Origin of the sequence: Pseudomonas sp. PSE1(2024) (assembly GCF_050990555.1) — a bacterium.
Lineage (GTDB): Bacteria > Pseudomonadota > Gammaproteobacteria > Pseudomonadales > Pseudomonadaceae > Aquipseudomonas > Aquipseudomonas aphyarum.
In genome coordinates this window covers 653,783-672,542 of record NZ_CP158967.1, presented here as the reverse complement: position 1 = coordinate 672,542, position 18,760 = coordinate 653,783, and the positions used below count along the sequence as shown (strand labels likewise).

Annotated in this window: 17 protein-coding genes and 1 pseudogene; 9 read left to right on the top strand and 9 right to left on the bottom strand. The window is 61.2% G+C overall.

The genetic code is table 11. The features are described 5' to 3' along the window. The first annotated feature begins 18 nt into the window (after window positions 1–18). A pseudogene (locus ABTV87_RS02905) lies at window positions 19–988 on the top strand (LysR substrate-binding domain-containing protein). Between the two features lie 31 nt (window positions 989–1,019). Continuing rightward, window positions 1,020–1,550: a ferritin-like domain-containing protein gene (locus tag ABTV87_RS02900; protein WP_064379129.1), complete on the top strand. Its 531-nt coding sequence runs from the start codon at window positions 1,020–1,022 to the stop codon at window positions 1,548–1,550. Between the two features lie 63 nt (window positions 1,551–1,613). Here the strand turns inward: ABTV87_RS02900 and ABTV87_RS02895 are convergent, their stop codons facing one another. Next, the gene (locus ABTV87_RS02895) at window positions 1,614–3,689 is read right to left on the bottom strand and encodes an AsmA family protein (RefSeq protein WP_433898954.1); all 2,076 of its coding nucleotides are present in this window, start codon (window positions 3,687–3,689) and stop codon (window positions 1,614–1,616) included. 382 nt (window positions 3,690–4,071) lie between these two features. Between ABTV87_RS02895 and ABTV87_RS02890 the strand changes: the two genes are divergently transcribed. From ABTV87_RS02890 to ABTV87_RS02860, 7 genes are all read left to right on the top strand, one after another. Further along, a complete protein-coding gene (locus ABTV87_RS02890; RefSeq protein ID WP_127796770.1) occupies window positions 4,072–4,578 on the top strand; it encodes a hypothetical protein in 507 nt (168 codons plus the stop codon). Window positions 4,579–4,750: 172 nt separating this feature from the next. Further along, on the top strand, window positions 4,751–5,383 hold the full coding sequence (locus tag ABTV87_RS02885) for a TetR family transcriptional regulator (RefSeq protein WP_007950628.1): 633 nt from the start codon (window positions 4,751–4,753) through the stop codon (window positions 5,381–5,383). A gap of 204 nt (window positions 5,384–5,587) precedes the next feature. Beyond that, complete coding sequence (ureE, locus tag ABTV87_RS02880; protein ID WP_011332214.1) at window positions 5,588–6,088, top strand: urease accessory protein UreE; 501 nt, start codon at window positions 5,588–5,590, stop codon at window positions 6,086–6,088. Then, window positions 6,085–6,759: an urease accessory protein UreF gene (locus ABTV87_RS02875; RefSeq protein ID WP_221534724.1), complete on the top strand. Its 675-nt coding sequence runs from the start codon at window positions 6,085–6,087 to the stop codon at window positions 6,757–6,759. Before ureE ends, ABTV87_RS02875 begins: the two co-directional genes overlap by 4 nt. A gap of 22 nt (window positions 6,760–6,781) precedes the next feature. Then, window positions 6,782–7,396, top strand: a complete 615-nt coding sequence (gene ureG, locus ABTV87_RS02870; protein ID WP_008001031.1) for an urease accessory protein UreG — start codon at window positions 6,782–6,784, stop codon at window positions 7,394–7,396. Window positions 7,397–7,423: 27 nt separating this feature from the next. Continuing rightward, entirely contained in the window at window positions 7,424–7,996 is a 573-nt protein-coding gene (locus ABTV87_RS02865) for a HupE/UreJ family protein (RefSeq protein ID WP_064379124.1), read from the top strand. Window positions 7,997–8,195: 199 nt separating this feature from the next. Next, window positions 8,196–9,323 carry an AGE family epimerase/isomerase gene (locus ABTV87_RS02860; RefSeq protein ID WP_433898953.1) on the top strand — a complete coding sequence of 376 codons (1,128 nt, stop codon included), beginning with the start codon at window positions 8,196–8,198 and terminating at the stop codon, window positions 9,321–9,323. A gap of 82 nt (window positions 9,324–9,405) precedes the next feature. Here ABTV87_RS02860 and ABTV87_RS02855 read toward each other — a convergent pair whose 3' ends face one another. The 8 genes from ABTV87_RS02855 to amaA all read right to left on the bottom strand — a co-directional run bounded on the left by ABTV87_RS02855 (window position 9,406) and on the right by amaA (window position 18,674). Next, on the bottom strand, window positions 9,406–10,311 hold the full coding sequence (locus ABTV87_RS02855) for a cation diffusion facilitator family transporter (RefSeq protein WP_375745154.1): 906 nt from the start codon (window positions 10,309–10,311) through the stop codon (window positions 9,406–9,408). A gap of 129 nt (window positions 10,312–10,440) precedes the next feature. Then, window positions 10,441–11,205, bottom strand: coding sequence for an SDR family oxidoreductase (locus ABTV87_RS02850; protein WP_433898952.1), 765 nt, complete (start codon window positions 11,203–11,205; stop codon window positions 10,441–10,443). 739 nt (window positions 11,206–11,944) lie between these two features. Then, on the bottom strand, window positions 11,945–12,661 hold the full coding sequence (locus ABTV87_RS02845; RefSeq protein ID WP_007950655.1) for an ABC transporter ATP-binding protein: 717 nt from the start codon (window positions 12,659–12,661) through the stop codon (window positions 11,945–11,947). Next, window positions 12,658–13,530: an ATP-binding cassette domain-containing protein gene (locus ABTV87_RS02840; RefSeq protein ID WP_007950657.1), complete on the bottom strand. Its 873-nt coding sequence runs from the start codon at window positions 13,528–13,530 to the stop codon at window positions 12,658–12,660. Before ABTV87_RS02840 ends, ABTV87_RS02845 begins: the two co-directional genes overlap by 4 nt. Beyond that, on the bottom strand, window positions 13,527–14,828 hold the full coding sequence (gene livM / locus ABTV87_RS02835) for a high-affinity branched-chain amino acid ABC transporter permease LivM (RefSeq protein WP_433898951.1): 1,302 nt from the start codon (window positions 14,826–14,828) through the stop codon (window positions 13,527–13,529). The genes ABTV87_RS02840 and livM overlap by 4 nt, the downstream gene beginning before the upstream one ends. Window positions 14,829–14,831: 3 nt before the next feature. Further along, complete coding sequence (locus ABTV87_RS02830; protein ID WP_007950661.1) at window positions 14,832–15,746, bottom strand: ABC transporter permease subunit; 915 nt, start codon at window positions 15,744–15,746, stop codon at window positions 14,832–14,834. A gap of 146 nt (window positions 15,747–15,892) precedes the next feature. Next, window positions 15,893–17,026, bottom strand: coding sequence for an ABC transporter substrate-binding protein (locus ABTV87_RS02825; RefSeq protein ID WP_127796765.1), 1,134 nt, complete (start codon window positions 17,024–17,026; stop codon window positions 15,893–15,895). 364 nt (window positions 17,027–17,390) lie between these two features. Beyond that, a complete protein-coding gene (gene amaA, locus ABTV87_RS02820) occupies window positions 17,391–18,674 on the bottom strand; it encodes an L-pipecolate oxidase (RefSeq protein ID WP_433898950.1) in 1,284 nt (427 codons plus the stop codon). Window positions 18,675–18,760 lie beyond the last annotated feature (86 nt).

The following is an 18,760-nucleotide window of genomic DNA, read 5'->3' as shown; positions in this document are numbered from 1 at the left end:
TTCATCCGTGGAGTTTTCATGTTTGCTGCCTTGCCCCTGACCGCCCTGCGCGCGTTCGAATCAGCCTCGCGCCTGTTGAGCTTCAAGGCGGCCGCCGAAGAACTGGCGGTGACGCCGACGGCGATTTCCCATCAGATCCGCTCGCTGGAGGACTGGCTCGGCGTGGCGCTGTTCGAACGCCTGCCGCGTCAGGTGCGCCTGACCGAGGGCGGCGAGCGGCTGTTTCGCAGCCTGCATGGGGCATTTCTGGAAGTGGCGCAAAGCGTTGATACCCTGCGCCCGCAACGCAGTGGCAGCAGCCTGACGCTGTCGACCACCGCCGCGTTCGCTGCGTTGTGGCTGGTGCCACGTCTGGGACGGTTTTACGCTAAACACCCGAACATCAATGTGCGGCTGGACACCCATTGCGAAGTGATCGACCTGCATCAGGACGCCAGCGTCGATCTGGTGTTGCGCTACAGCCTCGACGATTACCCGAACCTCTACGGGTTGTGCCTGTTCGATGAATCGTTCGGCGTGTACGGCTCGCCGGAACAAGTGGCGCTGGCCGCCCGCCGCACCCCGGCGCTGATCAGCGTGCGCTGGCACAACTCAAAGCTCTACGCCCACGGCTGGGAGGCATGGTGCGCGCAGTCAGGCGAGAACTGGCTGAATCAGCATCCAGCCGTCCGCGAATACGACGAAGAGCATTACGCCCTGCAAGCCGCCATCGCCGGACAGGGGCTGGTGCTGGCGAGCAATATTCTGGTGTCGGAGAGTGTCGCCAGTGGTTTGCTGGTGCCGTACAAGGGCGAGGTGCAGGTCGACGGCGCCGGTTACAGCGCGCTTTGCGTACCGGGCCGCGAGCGGCATCCACCGGTGAAAGCGTTTTTTGCCTGGCTGCGCGAAGAGGCGCAGCTTTCCGGGCATGTGCCGCGCTGAATCCGACAAAACTTTTTGCAGCGTTCATCACTCACAACCTGGTAACGATCACGTCAGCAGAACGTGACGCCAATCGGATTAGCCTCCAGGAGACTGAAATGAGTGACCTGCATTTGTCTGATGTTCAAACCCTGCGCGAGCGCGCACGCCAGCACGTGGAAAACGGCGCGGTGACCGAAAGCTACAGCGCTAACCGTGAAGAAGTGCTGCGCCTGCTCAACGAATCGCTGGCCACCGAACTGGTCTGCGTCTTGCGCTACAAGCGCCACTACTTCATGGCCAACGGCCTGAAAGCCAACGTCGCCGCCGACGAGTTCCTCGAGCACGCCACTCAGGAAGCCGAACACGCCGACCGTCTGGCCGAGCGCATCGTGCAATTGGGCGGCGAGCCCGAATTCAACCCTGACCTGCTGTCGAAGATGTCCCACGCGCAATACGTGGCCGGCAACACCTTGAAGGAAATGGTTTACGAAGACCTGGTGGCCGAACGGATCGCCATCGACAGCTACCGCGAGATCATCCAGTACATCGGTGAAAAGGATCCGACCACGCGGCGGATCTTCGAAGACATCCTGGCTCAGGAAGAAGAGCATGCGGATGACATGGCCGATATCCTGAAAGACCTCTAATCCCCGCTCCCCCGCTGACCGATCGTTCCCACGCTCTGCGTGGGAACGATCGGGTTGCAGCGATTACTTGGTGGGTTTGACGGTCACCGGCGCCTTGCCCGCCTTCATCTGTTCCAGCAACGGCGCGCACTGATTCGGCTCGCCACCACTCGGCGCCACCAGCGCCAGCAGTCCCGCCGCCGGTGCAGCGATCACGCCCAACGCCACCATCCCCGCCCCGCGCAGAATCAGCGGCACCGCTTTCACCCCGGCATCCGGCTTGATGAACTTGCCACGCACGTACAGCGGCGAACGCAGGGAAATCAGACGCCAGCCCTTGGACTCCGGCGTCACCGTCAGATCCAGTTGCTCGGTGGCCATGTTCGCTGTGCCATCGATGTAGATGATTGCGTTCTCGGTATCGAACACAAACAGCCGCGTACTCGCCAGGCCGGTCTTGATGTCGAAGTCCGCCGCCGCGCAGTTGATCTTCACTTCCTTGTCGCCAAAGATCTTGCCAACCACATAGTTGCCGACGTTGAGCCCGGCCAGTTCCATCAACTCGCGACTGATCGCGCCGTCGTTGATCAGCATCTTCAGATTACCGTTGGCGCCGCCCAGCAGTTTGGCCACCGAGTTGCCGCGTCCGGCAATATCAGCATCGCCGTTGAGCTCGCCGAAACTGGTCTTCATCGGCTCGAAGGTCGGGAACAGCTGTTTGAGCTTAAACTTGCGCGCGGTCAATTTGGCCCGGCCTTCCAGTGGCTCGGTACGACCGTTGAGGCGAATCTGCGCGTCGAGGTTGCCACCGGCCACGCCGAAGCGCAGTGGCTCCAGACTCAGTTCGCCGTCGTTGAGTTTGAGGTGGGTATAGAGGTCGGTGAACGGCAGTTCTTCGCTGTGGACGATGCGTTTGCCGGTGAATTCGACGTCGGCGTCCATGTCGCGCCAGCGCTCGGTCTTGAATTCTTCCACCGGCAACACCTTGTCCGCCGGCTGTTTGCTCTCGCCGCCACGGGCCTTCTGCTTGGCATTGGAGTCGGCACCGATCAGCGGCGCGAGGTCGGCGAACAGCAATTGATTGGACAGCAGCGCGCCACTCAGCTTGGGCCGTGGCTGGCTGGCGACGTAAGCCAGATCACCATGAATGTCGCTGCTGCCGATCTTGCCGTTGAACTGTTCATAGCGAAATTGCGCCCCGCCCGGCTCATGCAGCTTGGCGATCAAATGACCGTCGGTGGCGTACGGCGGGGTGTCCGGCAGGGTCACGCCGGTCAGCGGATACAGATTGCCGAGGCTGGCGCCTGCCAGTTTCAGGCGCAGATCGAGGGCACCGAGATTCAGCGGATCGGTCAGGGTGCCGGCGAGTTCGACGCTGGTATCGCCGATCTTCGCCTGGGCCTGCAACGGGAACGGTTTGCTCGCGTCCTGCAGAGCCAGCAAGCCACCGATCTTGCCCTGGCCGGCGAGTTTCTGGCCGTGGTACTGGCCGGTGACTTTCAGGCCGAAGGCGTAATCCTGCGGTGCACCGCCCTTGTCCTGCGCGGTTTTCGCCGCTTTGTCGCTGACGATGTCGCTGAACGGAATCGGCTTGCCCAGCGGGTCGATCAGCAGGTCGAGGTTGGTCTTGAGGGTCTGGTCATCGAGGGTGACGTGGCCCTTGTCGAAGCCGATGGCGCCGATGTCGACCACCCAGTTCGACGGCTCGGCATTCGGGTCCTTGGGGTCGAACTTGAAGGTCCAGTTGGCGCGGCCGTCGGCCAGGCGCTGCAATTGCGCGTTGGGTTCGGTCAGGTCGATCCGTGGAATCGTCACCCGCTGCGCCAGCAAAGCCAGTGGCGAAATGCGCAGCTCGACCCGTTTGAGGGTGACCATCTGCGGCTGTTTCGACCAGTCCGGATTGCCCAGCGTCAGGTCCTCGGCCACCACATGCGGCCACGGCACCCAGGCGCGCCAGCCGCCCTCGTCGAGTTCACGCCGCCAGACCACCGACAGGTTGCCGTTGATGGCGAACGGTCGATGCAGTTCTTCCGAAACTTTGGCGTTGAGCGGCGGTTTGATCCGGTTCCAGTCGAAGAACACGATAATCAACACCAGCACTGCCAGAAGCAGCACGAGGGTAGCGAAGGTCCAGGCGAAGATTTTACGCGTGCGCGTCATTGCACAAAGCTCCTGAAGACGACTGCATCCATTGGCACGACGCAGCTGAAACGACGGGCCGTGATGGCCCTCATGAAACCTGTGACTGACAAACAGCCCGCAGGTTTAATCCGAAGCCCCCTCGAGGGGGAAAAACGGTCGCCATTCTGACCGATCGGTCGAATTGGCGTTACCGGACCCGCACATTTGCGGGGCGCGAGTGGGTGGAAAATACCCACCTCAGTGCAAAACCGCCCGCCTGAAACACCCGAGCTAGAGCCTCCCAAGCGAACAATCAATTCTGTTGATTATTACCATTGTGTTTATGAACTTTTATATCGACTTATCGAGAGTAGCATTGCCCTCGTACCCACTTTATCGCCCTCCCAAGGAGCAACCCATCATGAAACGCCAACTTCTGTTCAGTCTTACCCTCTCGATGCTGGCCAGCACCGCTTTCGCCCTGCCAGCTGCCGAACAGGCTACCCCGCAAGTGAAATCCAGCCACTCGGTGTTCAGCCAGACTGTTGCCGCTGATGGCTCGGACCGCACTCCACAAGGCCAGACCCTGGCTGAAAACGGTCGCAACCGTCTGGAAGAAAAAGGTCTGGTTCAAGATGGCTATGACAAAACCCCACAAGGTCAAACCGTAGCTGAAGGCGGCCGTGATCGTCTGGAAGAGAAAGGTCTGGTTCAAGACGGTTCGGATCGCACTCCACAAGGTCAAACCCTGGCTTCTGACGGTGGCGACCGTACCCCACAAGGCCAGACTCTGGCTTCTGACGGCGGCGACCGTACCCCACAAGGTCAAACCCTGGCTGCTGACGGCTACGACAAAACCCCACAAGGTCAAACGCTGGCCGAAGGTGGTGGTGACCGTGTGATCGAACGCAACAGCGCTTTGAGCTAAGCCAATGGCGGCCTGGAAAAAAAGCCCAATCCCCGGATTGGGCTTTTGACTTTTCAGCAGCCTGTATAAAGAAGTCGCGATTTCCCGCTTTCATCCCCCCCTGCCGTTCGACGCCGACAAAGCCGATTTGCTAGAGTGCGGCGCTTGTCTTGCCTAAGAACACTCCCTTGCGATGCTGCCCCGCGCCGAACAGAAACAACAGACCCGCAACGCCCTGATGGACGCTGCCCGCCACCTGATGGAAAGCGGCCGAGGATTCGGCAGCCTGAGCCTGCGTGAAGTGACGAAAACCGCCGGCATCGTGCCCACCGGTTTCTACCGGCATTTCGCCGACATGGACGAACTCGGCCTGGTGCTGGTCAGTGAAGTCGGCCAGACCTTCCGCGAAACCATCCGCCTGGTACGCCACAACGAATTTGTCATGGGCGGCATCATCGATGCGTCGGTGCGAATCTTTCTCGATGTGGTCAGCGCCAACCGTTCGCAATTTCTCTTTCTGGCCCGCGAGCAGTACGGCGGATCGTTGCCGGTGCGTCAGGCCATTGGCCGTTTGCGGGAGGACATCAGCTCCGACCTGGCGGCGGACCTGGCCTTGATGCCCAAGCTGCAGCACCTCAATCGCGAGGGCCTGAGCGTGATGGCCGACCTGATCGTCAAATCGGTGTTCGCCACCCTGCCGGACATCATCGACCCGCCCGCCGAAGCCCTGCCCGAGCATCTGACGCCCCAGGCGAAGATCACCCAGCAGTTGCGCTTCATCTTTATCGGGTTGAAGCATTGGCAAGGGCTCGGCAGTACCGAGTGAGAAAGCAAAAAATCGCAGCCTGGAGCTGCGATTTTTTTTGCGCCGCAAATTGGTGCATGTAAAAAACTTCATGCACCAAAACACCCCACAATCCTGCAACATCTTGAAACATCCACTAGTCTCCGACAGGGTTTTCCTACGCTTCGTCCGATTGGCAAGCCCCTTGCTCTAGCCTGAGCATTGTCCACTGCTGGAAGCTTTCCGATGCTGGTGATTCATCGCAGAATCGACCCCCAACCCGTCTGGGCCGCCGAGTTGCACCTGACCTTCGAAGCCAGGAGCAAAAGCCGCCTGCGCTGTTTCAGTGCCGAAGGCGAAGACGTCGGACTGTTTCTGGAGCGCGGTCAGCCGCCGCTATATGACGGCGAATGCCTGCAAGCCGAAGATGGCCGGATCGTCCGGGTCTGCGCCCGCCCCGAACAACTGCTGCACGTCACCTGCGCCAACGCCTTTGAACTGACCCGCGCCGCCTATCACCTGGGCAATCGTCATGTGGCGCTGCAAGTCGGTGACGGCTGGTTGCGCCTGCTCGACGATTACGTGCTCAAGGCGATGCTTGAACAACTGGGTGCGCAGGTCGAATCGATCGAAGCGCCGTTCCAGCCGGAACACGGCGCCTACGGTGGCGGCCATCATCATTCGCGGCACGGTGACGAAGACTTCAACTACGCGCCGAAACTCCATCAGTTCGGCGTCCGTTTGTGAACCCGGCCTGGGCGCTGCTGCGCCTGGCCAGTCCGCAATTGCCGATTGGCGGCTACAGCTATTCCCAGGGCCTGGAAATGGCTGTGGATAACGGCCGCGTCGACAGCCCGGACAGCGTCCGTCGCTGGATCAGCGATCAATTGCTGCTCAACCTCGCGCGGTTCGAGGCGCCCATGCTGCTCGCCCATTGCCAGGCCGCCGCGGACGAACACTGGGATGAATTGCGCAAGCTCTGCGAAAGCCATCGCGCCAGCCGCGAAACCCGCGAGCTGCATTTGGAGAGCCGGCAGATGGGCTACTCGTTGCAGCAATTGCTCAACGGCCTGCCCGAACTCGATCAGCCCGCGCGGGACTTTCTCGAACACTGCGCCGAACCGCACTTGGCCCTGTGCTGGGCACTGGCCGCGCGCGCCTGGCAGATCAGCCCGCAGGACGCCCTCGCCGCGTGGCTGTGGAGCTGGCTGGAAAACCAGCTCGCGGTGCTGATGAAAACCCTGCCGCTGGGTCAGCAAGCCGCCCAGCGCCTGACCAGCGAACTGCTGCCGCTGCTGCAACAGGCGCAGCAGGACGCCACCCGAATCAATCCCGAACACCTCGGCAGCGCCGCGTTCGGTCTGTCCCTGGCGTGCATGGCCCATGAGCGCCAGTACAGCCGCCTGTTCCGTTCCTAGGGCCTTTTATCTGGAGAATCACATGAACACACAACCCCTGCGCGTCGGTATCGGCGGCCCGGTCGGTTCCGGCAAGACCGCGTTGACCCTGGCCCTGTGCCTGGCCCTGCGCGAGCGCTACAACCTGGCCGTGGTGACCAACGACATCTACACCCGCGAAGACGCCGACTTTCTGGTGCGCAACGAAGCGTTGGCACCGGAACGCATCATCGGCGTGGAAACCGGTGGCTGCCCGCACACCGCGATCCGCGAAGACGCCTCGATCAACCTCGAAGCCGTGGATCAACTGAACCGGCGCTTTCCGGGGCTGGATCTGATTCTGGTGGAGTCCGGCGGCGACAACCTGTCAGCAACCTTCAGCCCGGAACTGTCCGACCTGACCATCTACGTGATCGACGTTTCGGCCGGCGACAAGCTGCCGCGCAAGGGCGGGCCCGGCATTTGCAAATCCGACCTGCTGGTGATCAACAAGATCGACCTCGCGCCGCTGGTCGGCGCCTCGCTGGAGATGATGAACAGCGACACCCAACGCATGCGCAACGGCAAGCCGTTCGTGTTCAGCAACCAGAAAACCGGTCAGGGCCTGGAAGAAATCATTGCCTTCATCGAACGCCAGGGCCTGCTGACCGCAGCCTGATTCACTGATCAACAAGGAAGCTTATCCATGACACTCAAACGCATTCTCGGCGCCGTCGCACTGCTGCTGACACCGGCCTTGGCCTTCGCCCACCCCGGCCACGGCGACTCTGGCCTGGTGGCCGGCATCAGCCACCCGATCGGCGGCCTCGACCATTTGCTGGCGATGGTGGCCGTCGGTTTGTGGGCGGCGCAGCAGCAAGGCGCGGCGCGCTGGGCGCTGCCGTGCACCTTCGTCGGCACCATGCTGATCGGCGGCCTGCTCGGTTTTGAAGGGCTGGAGTTGCCGGCGCTGGAAAGCGGGATTGCCGCCTCGGTGCTGGCGCTGGGTCTGGCGGTGGCGCTGGCGGTGCGTCCGCCACTGGTGATGGCGGTGGCGGCAACGGCGCTGTTTGCGCTGTTCCATGGCGTGGCCCATGGTTTGGAGTTGCCGGACATGTCGAGCCCTTGGGCGTATGCCGCCGGTTTCGTGGTTGCAACGGCTGCGCTGCATGCGGCGGGTTATGCCGTCGTGCGTTTTCTGCCTCAGGCGGCCGCGCCGCTGGTTCGACTGGCCGGAGCGGCTTCGGCGGTGACCGGCGCGTGGTTGCTGGCCGGTTGAACTCTATCGCCTGATCAGGCCTCTTCGCGAGCAAGCCCGCTCCCACAGTTGTTCTGTGTTGTTCACAAGTATTGTGTTCGGCGTGACCATTGTGGGAGCGGGCTTGCTCGCGAAGGCGGACTGACAGACACCGCGTCTCTAAAGGCCGCCGCTCTGCTACCATGTCGCGCAATCGCCCCTGCCGTGACGACGTCCGCCCATGCCCCACGCTTCCCGCTCCACCTCCCTGCCTGAACTGACCGCCCTGTTCGGCGAAGTGCAACAGCACTTTCTGAACGTGATCGTGCCCCTCTGGCAAGGACCGGGCTGGAACGCTGACATGGCGTTGCCTTACGAGGCGCTGGACGCCGCGCATCAGCCGCTGCCACCGCAGCGCTACCGGGCCATGGCCTGCGCACGGCAGCTGTACCTGTTTTCCAGCCTGATCGGGGTTGTGGATAACGCCGAAGCCCGCGCAGCTGCGCTGTTTCGCTCCCTGCAACGGCACTTCCACGATGCCGAGCACGGCGGCTGGTTCTACAGCATCGATCCGCAGGGCAAACCGCTGGATCAGCGCAAGGATCTCTACACCCACGCCTTCATCCTGTTCGCCTGCGCCCACTATTGGGACAAATCCCGTGAACCGTTGGTGGAATCGACCCTGAACGCCGCGCTCGAAGTTATCGGCCGACGATTCGCAACGGGCGACGGCCTCTACGAAGCCTGCCTCGACCGCGACTGGATCACGCTGGAAACCGGCCCGCTGCAAAACCCGCTGATGCACCTGGCCGAAGCCTTCCTGGCCACGTTGGCCGTGCGCGAAGATCCCCAGACCCAGCAGGCGCTGAGCGAGTTATGCACAGCCATGCACAAGCGCTTCATCGAACCGCAACAGGGCGTGTTGATGGAAAAGCCGCTGGGGGCTGTGGATAACTGGTTTGAGCCAGGGCATCAGTTTGAATGGTACTTCCTGCTCGAATCCTCGCCGCTGTTGCGCGGGTCGAAGCTGCACGCGGCACTGGATCGTGCGTTTGCCTTCACCGAACAACAGGGCGTCGAGGCCGACACCGGTGCGGTGCTGGCCATGCTCGATCCGCAAGGACACGGGAAGGATTCGACCCAGCGCATCTGGGCCCAGGCCGAATACCTGCGCGCCCTGACCTTGCGTCCGGGCAGTGAAAGCGCGGTGCTGCGCCAGTTGCAGGCGCTGCAACAGCGTTTCCTGCATGTCGGCGGCTGGCACGAGTGCCGTGACGATCAGGGTGAGGTCAGCCGCAAGGACATGCCGTCGACCACGCCGTATCACCTGGCGACGTGTTATGCCGGTCTGACTGAATATCTACGCTAACTGACCCTCCGCAATCGCCAGCAGGCTGGCTCCCACAGGATTTGCATTCCAATGTGGGAGCCAGCCTGCTGGCGATTGGTCCTCAGGCAATCCACTTCCGGTCGCCAGTGAAGCTGATGGTCAGCCAACGCGCCGCGTCCGGTTTGCCCAGCTTCGCGGAAATCTCCTCACGCAGCACATCCAGCTGGCCGACGCTCTGCAGCCGGTAATCCGCCGGCAACACCACATGAATCTCGATGAACCGCGCCCGCCCGTGCTTCTGCACGTAGGACACGTAATCGTCGAAACCATGCTCGACCTTCGCGGCGTCCATCACTTGGCGCACCTGATCGTCCAGCGTGTCCGGCGCAATGCCGAGCACGTCCCGCAGCGCCGGGCCGAGGATCTTGAACGCCGGCGGCAGCATGGTCAGAGCCAGCACGATGAGAATCAGCGGGTCGACGAACTTCGCCCACTCGCCATAACCCTGGGACTTGAGCAGCAACGCCGCGAGGAAACTGATCAACAGGCCCACCGACAACATCGCGTCCACCAGCCAGCTGATGTTGTCGAACTGGATGAGGCTCGACTTGAGCTTGCGATTGCGGTGGCGGACGTAGAAGAAGTAGGCGAACTCGACAACGGTGAACACCGCCGCGTAGATGATCACCAGCCCCAGTTCGATCTCACGACCGCCATTGATGATGCCGAACACACCGTTGAGAAACGCGTAGATCGCGATCAGCAGCAGGAAACTGCCCTCGATCAAAAGTACCATCGGCTCCAGATGCCAGAAACCGAACTGGAAGCGCTGGTTGCTTTGCTTGGCGATCAGCTTCGCGGTGATCAGCATCAGGACTTTGATGAAGGTTGCGATCAGCGAAAAAAAGCCATCGAACAGGATGGACTGGGAACCCGAAACAAAACCGGTGGCGATCCCGGCGATCGACACGGCCAACATCAGGATGGTCGATTGTTTGAGCAGCGACTGCTCACCTCGGTTACTCACTTTGACTCCTCGAAAACCTTGAAAACCGCTGGGTGCGGTGGGGTTGTTGAGGAGTGAGTCTACCTTACTGCCAGAATTTGGCCGATTTGCCCTCTTCGCCAGCCGGCTGGCGAAGAGGGCAAAATCGCATCAAGCCTTGTTACGCTCGATGGCAAAACCGGCCCAGGTCTGGCTCACCGGCATCAGCTCAAGGCTGTTGATGTTGATGTGCGCCGGCGCATTCAGCACCCAGAAAATCGTCTCGGCGATGTCCTGCGGCTGGATCGGCTCGGCACCGGCGTAGGTCGCGTCGTAACGCGCCTGATCGCCGGCGAAACGCACCAGCGAGAACTCGCTCTCGCACAGGCCCGGCTCGATGTTGCTGACCCGCACGCCAGTGCCCTGCAGGTCGCACCGCAGGTTCAGCGAGAACTGCTTCACGAACGCCTTGGTAGCGCCATAAACGTGGCTGCCCGGGTACGGGTAGTTACCGGCGATGGAGCCGAGGTTGACGATGCCGGCGCCACGACCGTGGGCGATCAGGCGTGGCAGCAGCAGACGAGTGCTGTACATCAGGCCTTTGACGTTGGTGTCGACCATGGTGTCCCAATCGTCGAGGTCGCACTTCGGTGCAGGGTCCACACCCAGCGCGAGCCCGGCGTTATTGATCAGGCCGCGCAGCTTGGCGAACGATGGCGGCAGATTGGAAATCGCCTCCTCCATCGCCTTGCGATCACGCACGTCCAGCACCAGGCCATGCACTTCGGTCTGCTTCGACAGCTCGGCGCACAGCGCGTTGAGGCGTTCTTCACGACGACCGGTCAGCACCAGTTTCCAGCCGGCCTCGGCAAAACGACGGGCACAGGCTTCACCAAAACCGGAGGTCGCGCCGGTGATAAACAGGGTGTTGGACATCGTGTTCTCCTTGCTTCGGCCGCCCGGGCAGCCATTGGAATAGAAAATCAGCGGGCAGCATGCCCGGCCCCGCTTTAACCGGCAACCACCGAATCCTGCTCATTATTTGATCAATGGTCGCTACGCCATACGCGCCGTGGCCTGTAGCCATGTGCACGCACGTTATCCACAAGCCCTTCCACAGTTTCCGGGGGCAAGTGGAAAAGCGCAAAGCCGCGCCACACAAGGCTTTGCGGGCGATTTGGAAAGTTTTTTGCTTGACCCTGAACAACCAGTTGTGCCGGGCAGGGCATTTTGCACGACCGGGCGGTCATGGCCATGATTGCGCGAGGCCAGCAATTACGGCCCTTAGCCGAGTCTTTCCAGAGTTTAATCACAGACTTATCCACAGGATTGACCACAGCCATCCGCGCTGTTTTGCACGCCCATAAAAAGGTTGACAAACAGGCCTTCACCTCAGCAAAAACACACTGATCAAAAAACAACCACAGCGCTGCAAGCCACGGATTCAAAGGCTTTCAGCCAGCTACACCCACGTTATTCACAGCCAGCTCCACAGCAAACGGGGACAAGTCAAAACTGTGGAAAAACAGCCATTTGCAGCGGCTTTATGTCGCGCTTTGGCAGGTTGGCGATTTTGTTTTCCACAATTTCCCGAAAGTCCTGGTTTTCAGCGAACAAGCAGACGCAAAAAAGCCCCGACACTCACGTATCGGGGCTTGTGGACAACTTCAAACGATCAGTGACCGCCGAGGTAAGCGTTGCGCACTTCCTCGTTCACCAGCAGCTCCTTACCGGTGCCCGTCAGGCGGATCTCGCCGTTGACCATCACGTACGCCCGGTCGGACAGTTTCAGCGCATGGTTGGCGTTCTGCTCGACGAGGAAAATGGTCATCCCGGTTTTCGCCAGTTCCCGCAGGGTGGCGAAGATTTGTTTCACCACGATCGGCGCCAGGCCCAGGCTCGGCTCATCCAGCAGCAACAGCTTGGGCCGGCTCATCAGCGCCCGGGCGATGGCGAGCATCTGCTGCTCGCCGCCGGACATGGTCATGGCGCGCTGCGTGCGGCGCTCTTCGAGCCGCGGGAACAGCTCGAACATGCGCTGCATGTCTTCCTTGGCGTACTTGTCGCCGATCGGAATGGTGCCCATCAGCAGGTTTTCCTCGACGGTCATGTCGGGGAACACCCGCCGCCCTTCCGGCGATTGCGCGATGCCGTTGGAAGCGATGTAGTGCGATGACTTGTGGGTAATGTCCACGCCCTGATAGAGGATCTGCCCGCCCGCCGCCCGTGGCTGGCCGAAGATCGACATCAGCAGAGTGGATTTGCCGGCACCGTTGGAGCCGATCAGGCTGACGGTTTCCCCTTCGTTGATCTGCAGCGAAACGCCTTTGAGGGCCTGGATCGGGCCGTAGAACACGTCCAGATCCTTGAGTTCGAGGATGGGTTGCGTCATACGACTTCCTCTTCGTCGGCGCCCAGGTAGGCCGCGATCACTTTCGGATCGTTACGAATGGCATCCGGACCGCCCTCGGCGATGACGATGCCGTGGTCCAGCACCACGATGTGATCGGAAATGCTCATTACCATGCCCATGTCGTGTTCGATCAGCACCACGGTCAGATCGTGCTCGTCGCGCAGCAGCCGGATCATCGCGCTCAGCGCTTCGGTTTCCTGAGGGTTGAGGCCGGCGGCCGGTTCGTCGAGGCAGATGATCTGCGGCCGCGTGCACATGGCCCGGGCGATTTCCAGACGGCGTTGCTGGCCGTAGGACAGTTCACCGGCCAGACGGTTGGCGCAGTCCACCAGATCCACCACTTCCAGCCAGTAGAACGCGCAGTCCAGCGCGTCGCTTTCAGCCTTGCGATAGCCCTTGGTGTTGAGGATGCCGGCCAGCATGTTGCGGTTGACCCACATGTGCTGGGCCACCAGCAGGTTTTCGAGCACCGACATTTCCTTGAACAGGCGAATGTTCTGGAACGTCCGGGCGAGGCCCGCGCGGTTCACCAGATGAGTGCCGCCGAACATCTTGTAGTACAGGCGACTGGCAAAGTTTTTCGGCGAGACGAAGTCGGTCGGCTTGAACGACTCGCCCAGCAGCTGGATGACGTTGGTCTGCTGGCCGCGCACGTTGAGTTCGATCTTGCCGCCGGAGGCCTTGTAGAACCCGGTCAGGCAGTTGAACACCGTGGTCTTGCCGGCGCCGTTGGGGCCGATCAGGGCGAAGATCGAGTTGCGTTTGACCTTCAGGCTGACGTCGCTCAAAGCCTTGATGCCACCGAAATGCATCATCAGTTTTTCAACAGAGAGTACGACTTCACTCATGGCGCAGTCCTCTCATAGTGAATGGCACCTTTGCGTGGAGTGACCCCGGTACGGCTGATGCGAATCAGCCCGCGAGGTCGCCAGATCATCATCAACACCATCAGGATCCCGAACAGCAGCACGCGGTATTCGGCGAAGCCGCGCAGCAGTTCCGGAGCGACGGTCAGCACGAACGCTGCGATCACCACACCGATGGTCGAGCCCATGCCGCCGAGCACCACGATGGCGAGGATCAGCGCCGATTCGAAGAAGGTGAACGAGGTCGGGTTGACGAAGCCTTGGTAGGTGGCGAAGAACACACCCGCCAGACCCGCCGTGGACGCACCGATGGTGAACGCCGAGAGCTTGACCAGCACATGGTTGAGGCCCATCGAGCGGCAAGCGATCTCGTCTTCACGCAGGGCTTCCCAGGCGCGGCCGACCGGCATCTTCACCAGACGATGCTTGATGTACAGCACCGCCAGCACCACCAGGAACAGCACCGCATAGATGAAGTAATACTTCACGTCCGGGTTGTAGGCGATGCCAAAGAAATCGTGAAACGGTACCCCGCCATCCTTCGCACGCTTGCCGAACTCCAGACCGAAGAAGGTCGGCAGTGGCGCCGGCATGCCGTTCGGGCCGCCGGTCAGGGACAGCCAGTTGTTGAGCACCAGACGAATGATTTCACCGAAGCCCAGGGTCACGATCGCCAGGTAGTCGCCGTGCAGGCGCAGCACCGGGAAACCGAGGATGCAACCGGCAAGGCCAGCAGTGATCGCCGCCAGCGGCAGCACGGTCCAGAAGCCCAGCCCGAGGTACTGATATCCGAGCGCCAGACCGTAGGCGCCGATGGCGTAGAACGCCACGTAACCCAGGTCGAGCAGGCCGGCCAGACCTACCACGATGTTCAGCCCCAGACCCAGCAGCACGTAGATCAAACCGAGGATGACCACGCCCAGCAGGTAGGAGTTGGACACGAACGGCACGGCCACGGCCAGCACGATCAGCAGCGGGATGATCCAGCGCAGGCGGGATTTGTGATCGGCGGGCAACACATGCACGCCGGAACCGGTGCTCTCGAATCCTTCGAGAATGCGCAGGCCCTTGGGGGTTTGCAGGAACAGGCTGAGGGCAAAACGGCCAGCCATGACGATGGCGATGATCCACGCCACGCGGGTCGGTTCGAGGTTGAAGCTGTAGCCGTCGAGTACCACGCCGACAATCGGCCCGAACACGATCAGGGCAATCAGACCGGCGAGAATCGCCTCAACCAGGCTTTTTTTGACATCAATGGATTTTGTAGTGGTTGAAGACATCGCTTACACCTTCGACACAAGAGGACGGCCCAGCAGGCCCTGAGGCCGGAAGACCAGAACAAGTACGAGCAGCGAGAAGCTGAACACGTCTTTGTAGTCGGAGTTGACCAGGCCCGAGAACAGCGACTCGGAGATCCCGAGGATGATCCCGCCCAACATGGCGCCAGGCAGCGAGCCGATCCCGCCGAGCACCGCAGCGGTGAACGCCTTGATGCCAATGACGAAGCCTGCGTAGAAGTCGAACGTGCCGTAGTTCATGGTGATCAGCACGCCGGCCAGGGCCGCCATCGCTGCACCGATGATGAACACATAGGAAATCACCCGGTCGGTGTTGATCCCCAGGATCGAAGCCATCTTGCGGTCTTGCTGGGTGGCGCGGCACATGCGGCCGAGCTTGGTGTACTTGATCACGTAGGTCAGCAGGCCCATCCCGACGAACGCCGCGACAAGAATGAAGATCTTGGTGTAGGTCAGCTGGACGAAGCCCGAACCGACGTCGATGCGCCAGGCACCGGTGAGCAGCGTCGGAACACCCTGTTGGCGGGCGCCCTGGCTGATCTGGGCATAGTTTTGCAGAATCAGGGAAATACCGATGGCGCTGATCAGCGGTGCCAGTCGGGTGGAGTTGCGCAGTGGTTTGTAGGCGATGCGTTCGATGACCCAGCCATACACCCCCGTGACAACGATGGTGAAGACCAGTGTGCCGAGCATCAGCAGCGGGAAGGATTCGATACCGAAGTAAGCCAGCAGAGCCAGACTGATTGCCGCGAGGTAAGCGGAAATCATGTAAACCTCGCCGTGGGCGAAGTTGATCATGCCGATGATGCCGTAGACCATTGTGTAGCCGATGGCGATCAGGCCGTAGACCGACCCGAGGGTCAGGCCGTTGACCAGTTGCTGCAGGAAAATACCATCCATAACGCAATCTCACGCAGTGAGAACCTGCACACCCTGGGGCGCGCGGTTCTTCTAGGAAAAATACAGATTTACGTCGGAGCAATGTCAGCCACGACCGGGCTGGCCCCCACAGGTGTTCTGCAGAGGTCAGCCGATCGCGTCAGCCCTTACTTCTGTTTTTCCAGCTGGTGATATTTGCCGGTCGCGTCCCACTGGTAAACCACGTAGTCGGAGACTTTCAGGTCGCCCTTGGCGTCCCAGGTCTTCTCGCCCATCACGGTTTTCACTGGGTTGGCTTTCAGCCATTTGGCAGCGTCTTCGCCCTTGTTGGACTTGGCGCCGTTGAAGCCGGCGGCCAGTGCCTGAACCGAAGCGTAGGCGTACAGGGTGTAGCCTTCAGGCTCGGTGCCGGCCTTGCGGAAGGCATCCACTACAGTCTTGCTTTCCGGCAGCAGGCGCGGGTCGGCGCCGAAGGTCATCAGCACGCCGTCGACATACTGTGGGCCGCCAGCGGTGGTCACCAGTTCGTCGGTCACGATGCCGTCGTCAGACATGAACTTCACGTCTTTCAGGCCTTCGGTACGCAGTTGCTTGACCAGTGGACCGGCTTCCGGGTGCAGGCCGCCGAAGTAGACCACGTCGGCACCGGCCGCGCGGATCTTGGTGACCACGGCGCTGAAGTCTTTCTCGCCACGGGTCAGGCCTTCGTACAGCACCGGCTTCACGCCGCGTTTTTCCAGTTGAGCCTTGGTCGCATCGGCCAGGCCCTGACCGTAGGTGTCTTTGTCGTGCAGCACGGCCACTTTCTTGCCCTTGAGCACGTCGACGATGTAGTCGCCGGCCACAATGCCTTGCTGGTCGTCACGGCCGCACATACGGAACATGGCGCTCAGGCCGCGCTCGGTCACTTGCGGGTTGGTGGAACCCGGGGTGATCGCGATGATGCCGGCTTCGTCGTAGATCTCGGACGCAGGAATGGTGGAGGACGAGCAGAAGTGGCCGACCACACCGGCGACCTTCTGGTTGGTGAGGTCCTTGGCGACCGTCACCGCCTGTTTCGGCTCGCAAGCGTCATCGCCCTTGACCAGGACGATCTTCTCCCCGTTGACGCCGCCCGCCGCGTTGACCGCGTCGGCTGCCGCTTGTGCCCCTTTCATGTATTGCTCGCCAAATGCCGCGTTGGCGCCCGTCATCGGACCCGCCACACCGATTTTCACATCAGCTTGTGCAAACGCAGAAACACCCAGCGCAGTAGCCACTGCGAGGGCCAGAAAGCCTTTCTTGTAAAACGTCTGGGACATGAGGTGGTGCTCCAAGGTTTTTTTTAGTTGGCACTGCGACTTCACTTGAATGCTCAGAGCAAGGGCCGTGCCATCGGTTTTTTATTCTTCAAAAAGTCGCTGCTTTCTTGTTATTTCGACTGTTTCGTTCCCATTTTCATTGGGCGTGCAACCGTCTAAACCGCGGAAGGTGAAACCAATTATTTTTTCAGGCGCAACCAGCACGCGCCATCATTGCAACCGCGGCGCCAAACGACGTGCAACCAGCCTGTAACAGCCCGCGTCACCGAACTGCACACTGCTGGTGCGGGACTGCTACAACCCGCACCATTACAGGCTAGTCGCTACATCGAAAAGCGCCGCTTCCGGCAACATATTTCAACACTCAAATGACGATCCGCAGGCACTGGCCCGCGTGATACAGCGAGAACCCGGCCTCGTACAGACAACTGCGCAAGCCCACACCCGCCAGGGGCTGCATCGGTGCGAAGGGAATCGGCAACGCCTGAGGATTTCGGTTACACAGGTAGTCGGCGAACGCCTTGCCGACCACGGTGCCGGTGGTCACGCCACGACCGTTGTAACCGGTGACGGCCACCAGTCCGGGGGCCGGCTCGAACAGGCGCATCAGGTGATCGGGAGTGAAAGCGATGCGCCCGGTCCAGGTGCATTCCCACTCCACGGATTTGAGATTAGGGAAGTAATGCTGCTGCACCCGGTCGGCCCAAGCCTTGAGAAACCAGGCCGGTTTCTGATTGCCGTTGCCAAGGCTGCCCAGCAGCAGACGACCATCCTTGTCACGGCGGATGCTGCTCAGCACCTGGCGGGTATCCCACGAGCCCTGCCCGCCCGGGAGGATTTCATGGGCAGCGTCTTCGGTGAGCGGCACCGAAGCGACCTGATAGTAGTAACCGGGGAAGAAGTTACGCTTGAGTTCGGTCCAGTCGCCTTCGGTGTAGGCGTTGGAGGCGATCACCACTTGTTCGGCGAGCACCGCACCCTGCTCGGTCTGCACCGACCATTTCTGCCCCTGGCGCTCAAGACGCGCGACCGGAGAGTGATCGAACATCTGCCCGCCGAGGCCGATCACAGCGTTGGCCAGCCCGGTGACATAAGCCATCGGATTGAGCGTACCGGCACGCCGGTCGAGCAAAGCGGCGGCAATCTTCTGTGTACCGGTCGCCTGTTCACAGGCCTTGCCGGTCAACAGTTCGACCGGTGCACCGCGGCGTTTCCACTGTTCTTCGCGACTGCGCAGATCCGCCTCGCCCTTGGCGTTGTGCGCCATGTGCAGGGTGCCTTCGCGGCGCAACTGGCAATCGATGTTGTATTTATCCACAAGGCTGAACACCAGCGCCGGCGCCGCACCGAGCATGCGGTTGAGCTGACTGCCGACCGCCTCGCCGAAGCCGGCCTCGATCTCGTCCGGCGCAATCCACATCCCGGCGTTGACCAGCCCGACGTTGCGCCCGGAGCCACCATGCCCGGCGCGATGGGCTTCGAGCACGCAGACGCTCTTGCCCTTTTCCAGCAGATGCAGCGCCGCCGACAGCCCGGTAAACCCGGCGCCGATCACGCAGACATCGACTTTGACTTCGCCCCTGAGCGCCGTGTTATCCGGTCGTTGCGGCGTGAGTTTTTCCCACAGACATTCTTCGCGTAACGGCATTGCCAGACTCCAACAGAAACCTAACAAACACACAGTTCAACAATGTGGGAGCGAGCCTGCTCCGGGCGGCGCTCCGACGAAAGCGG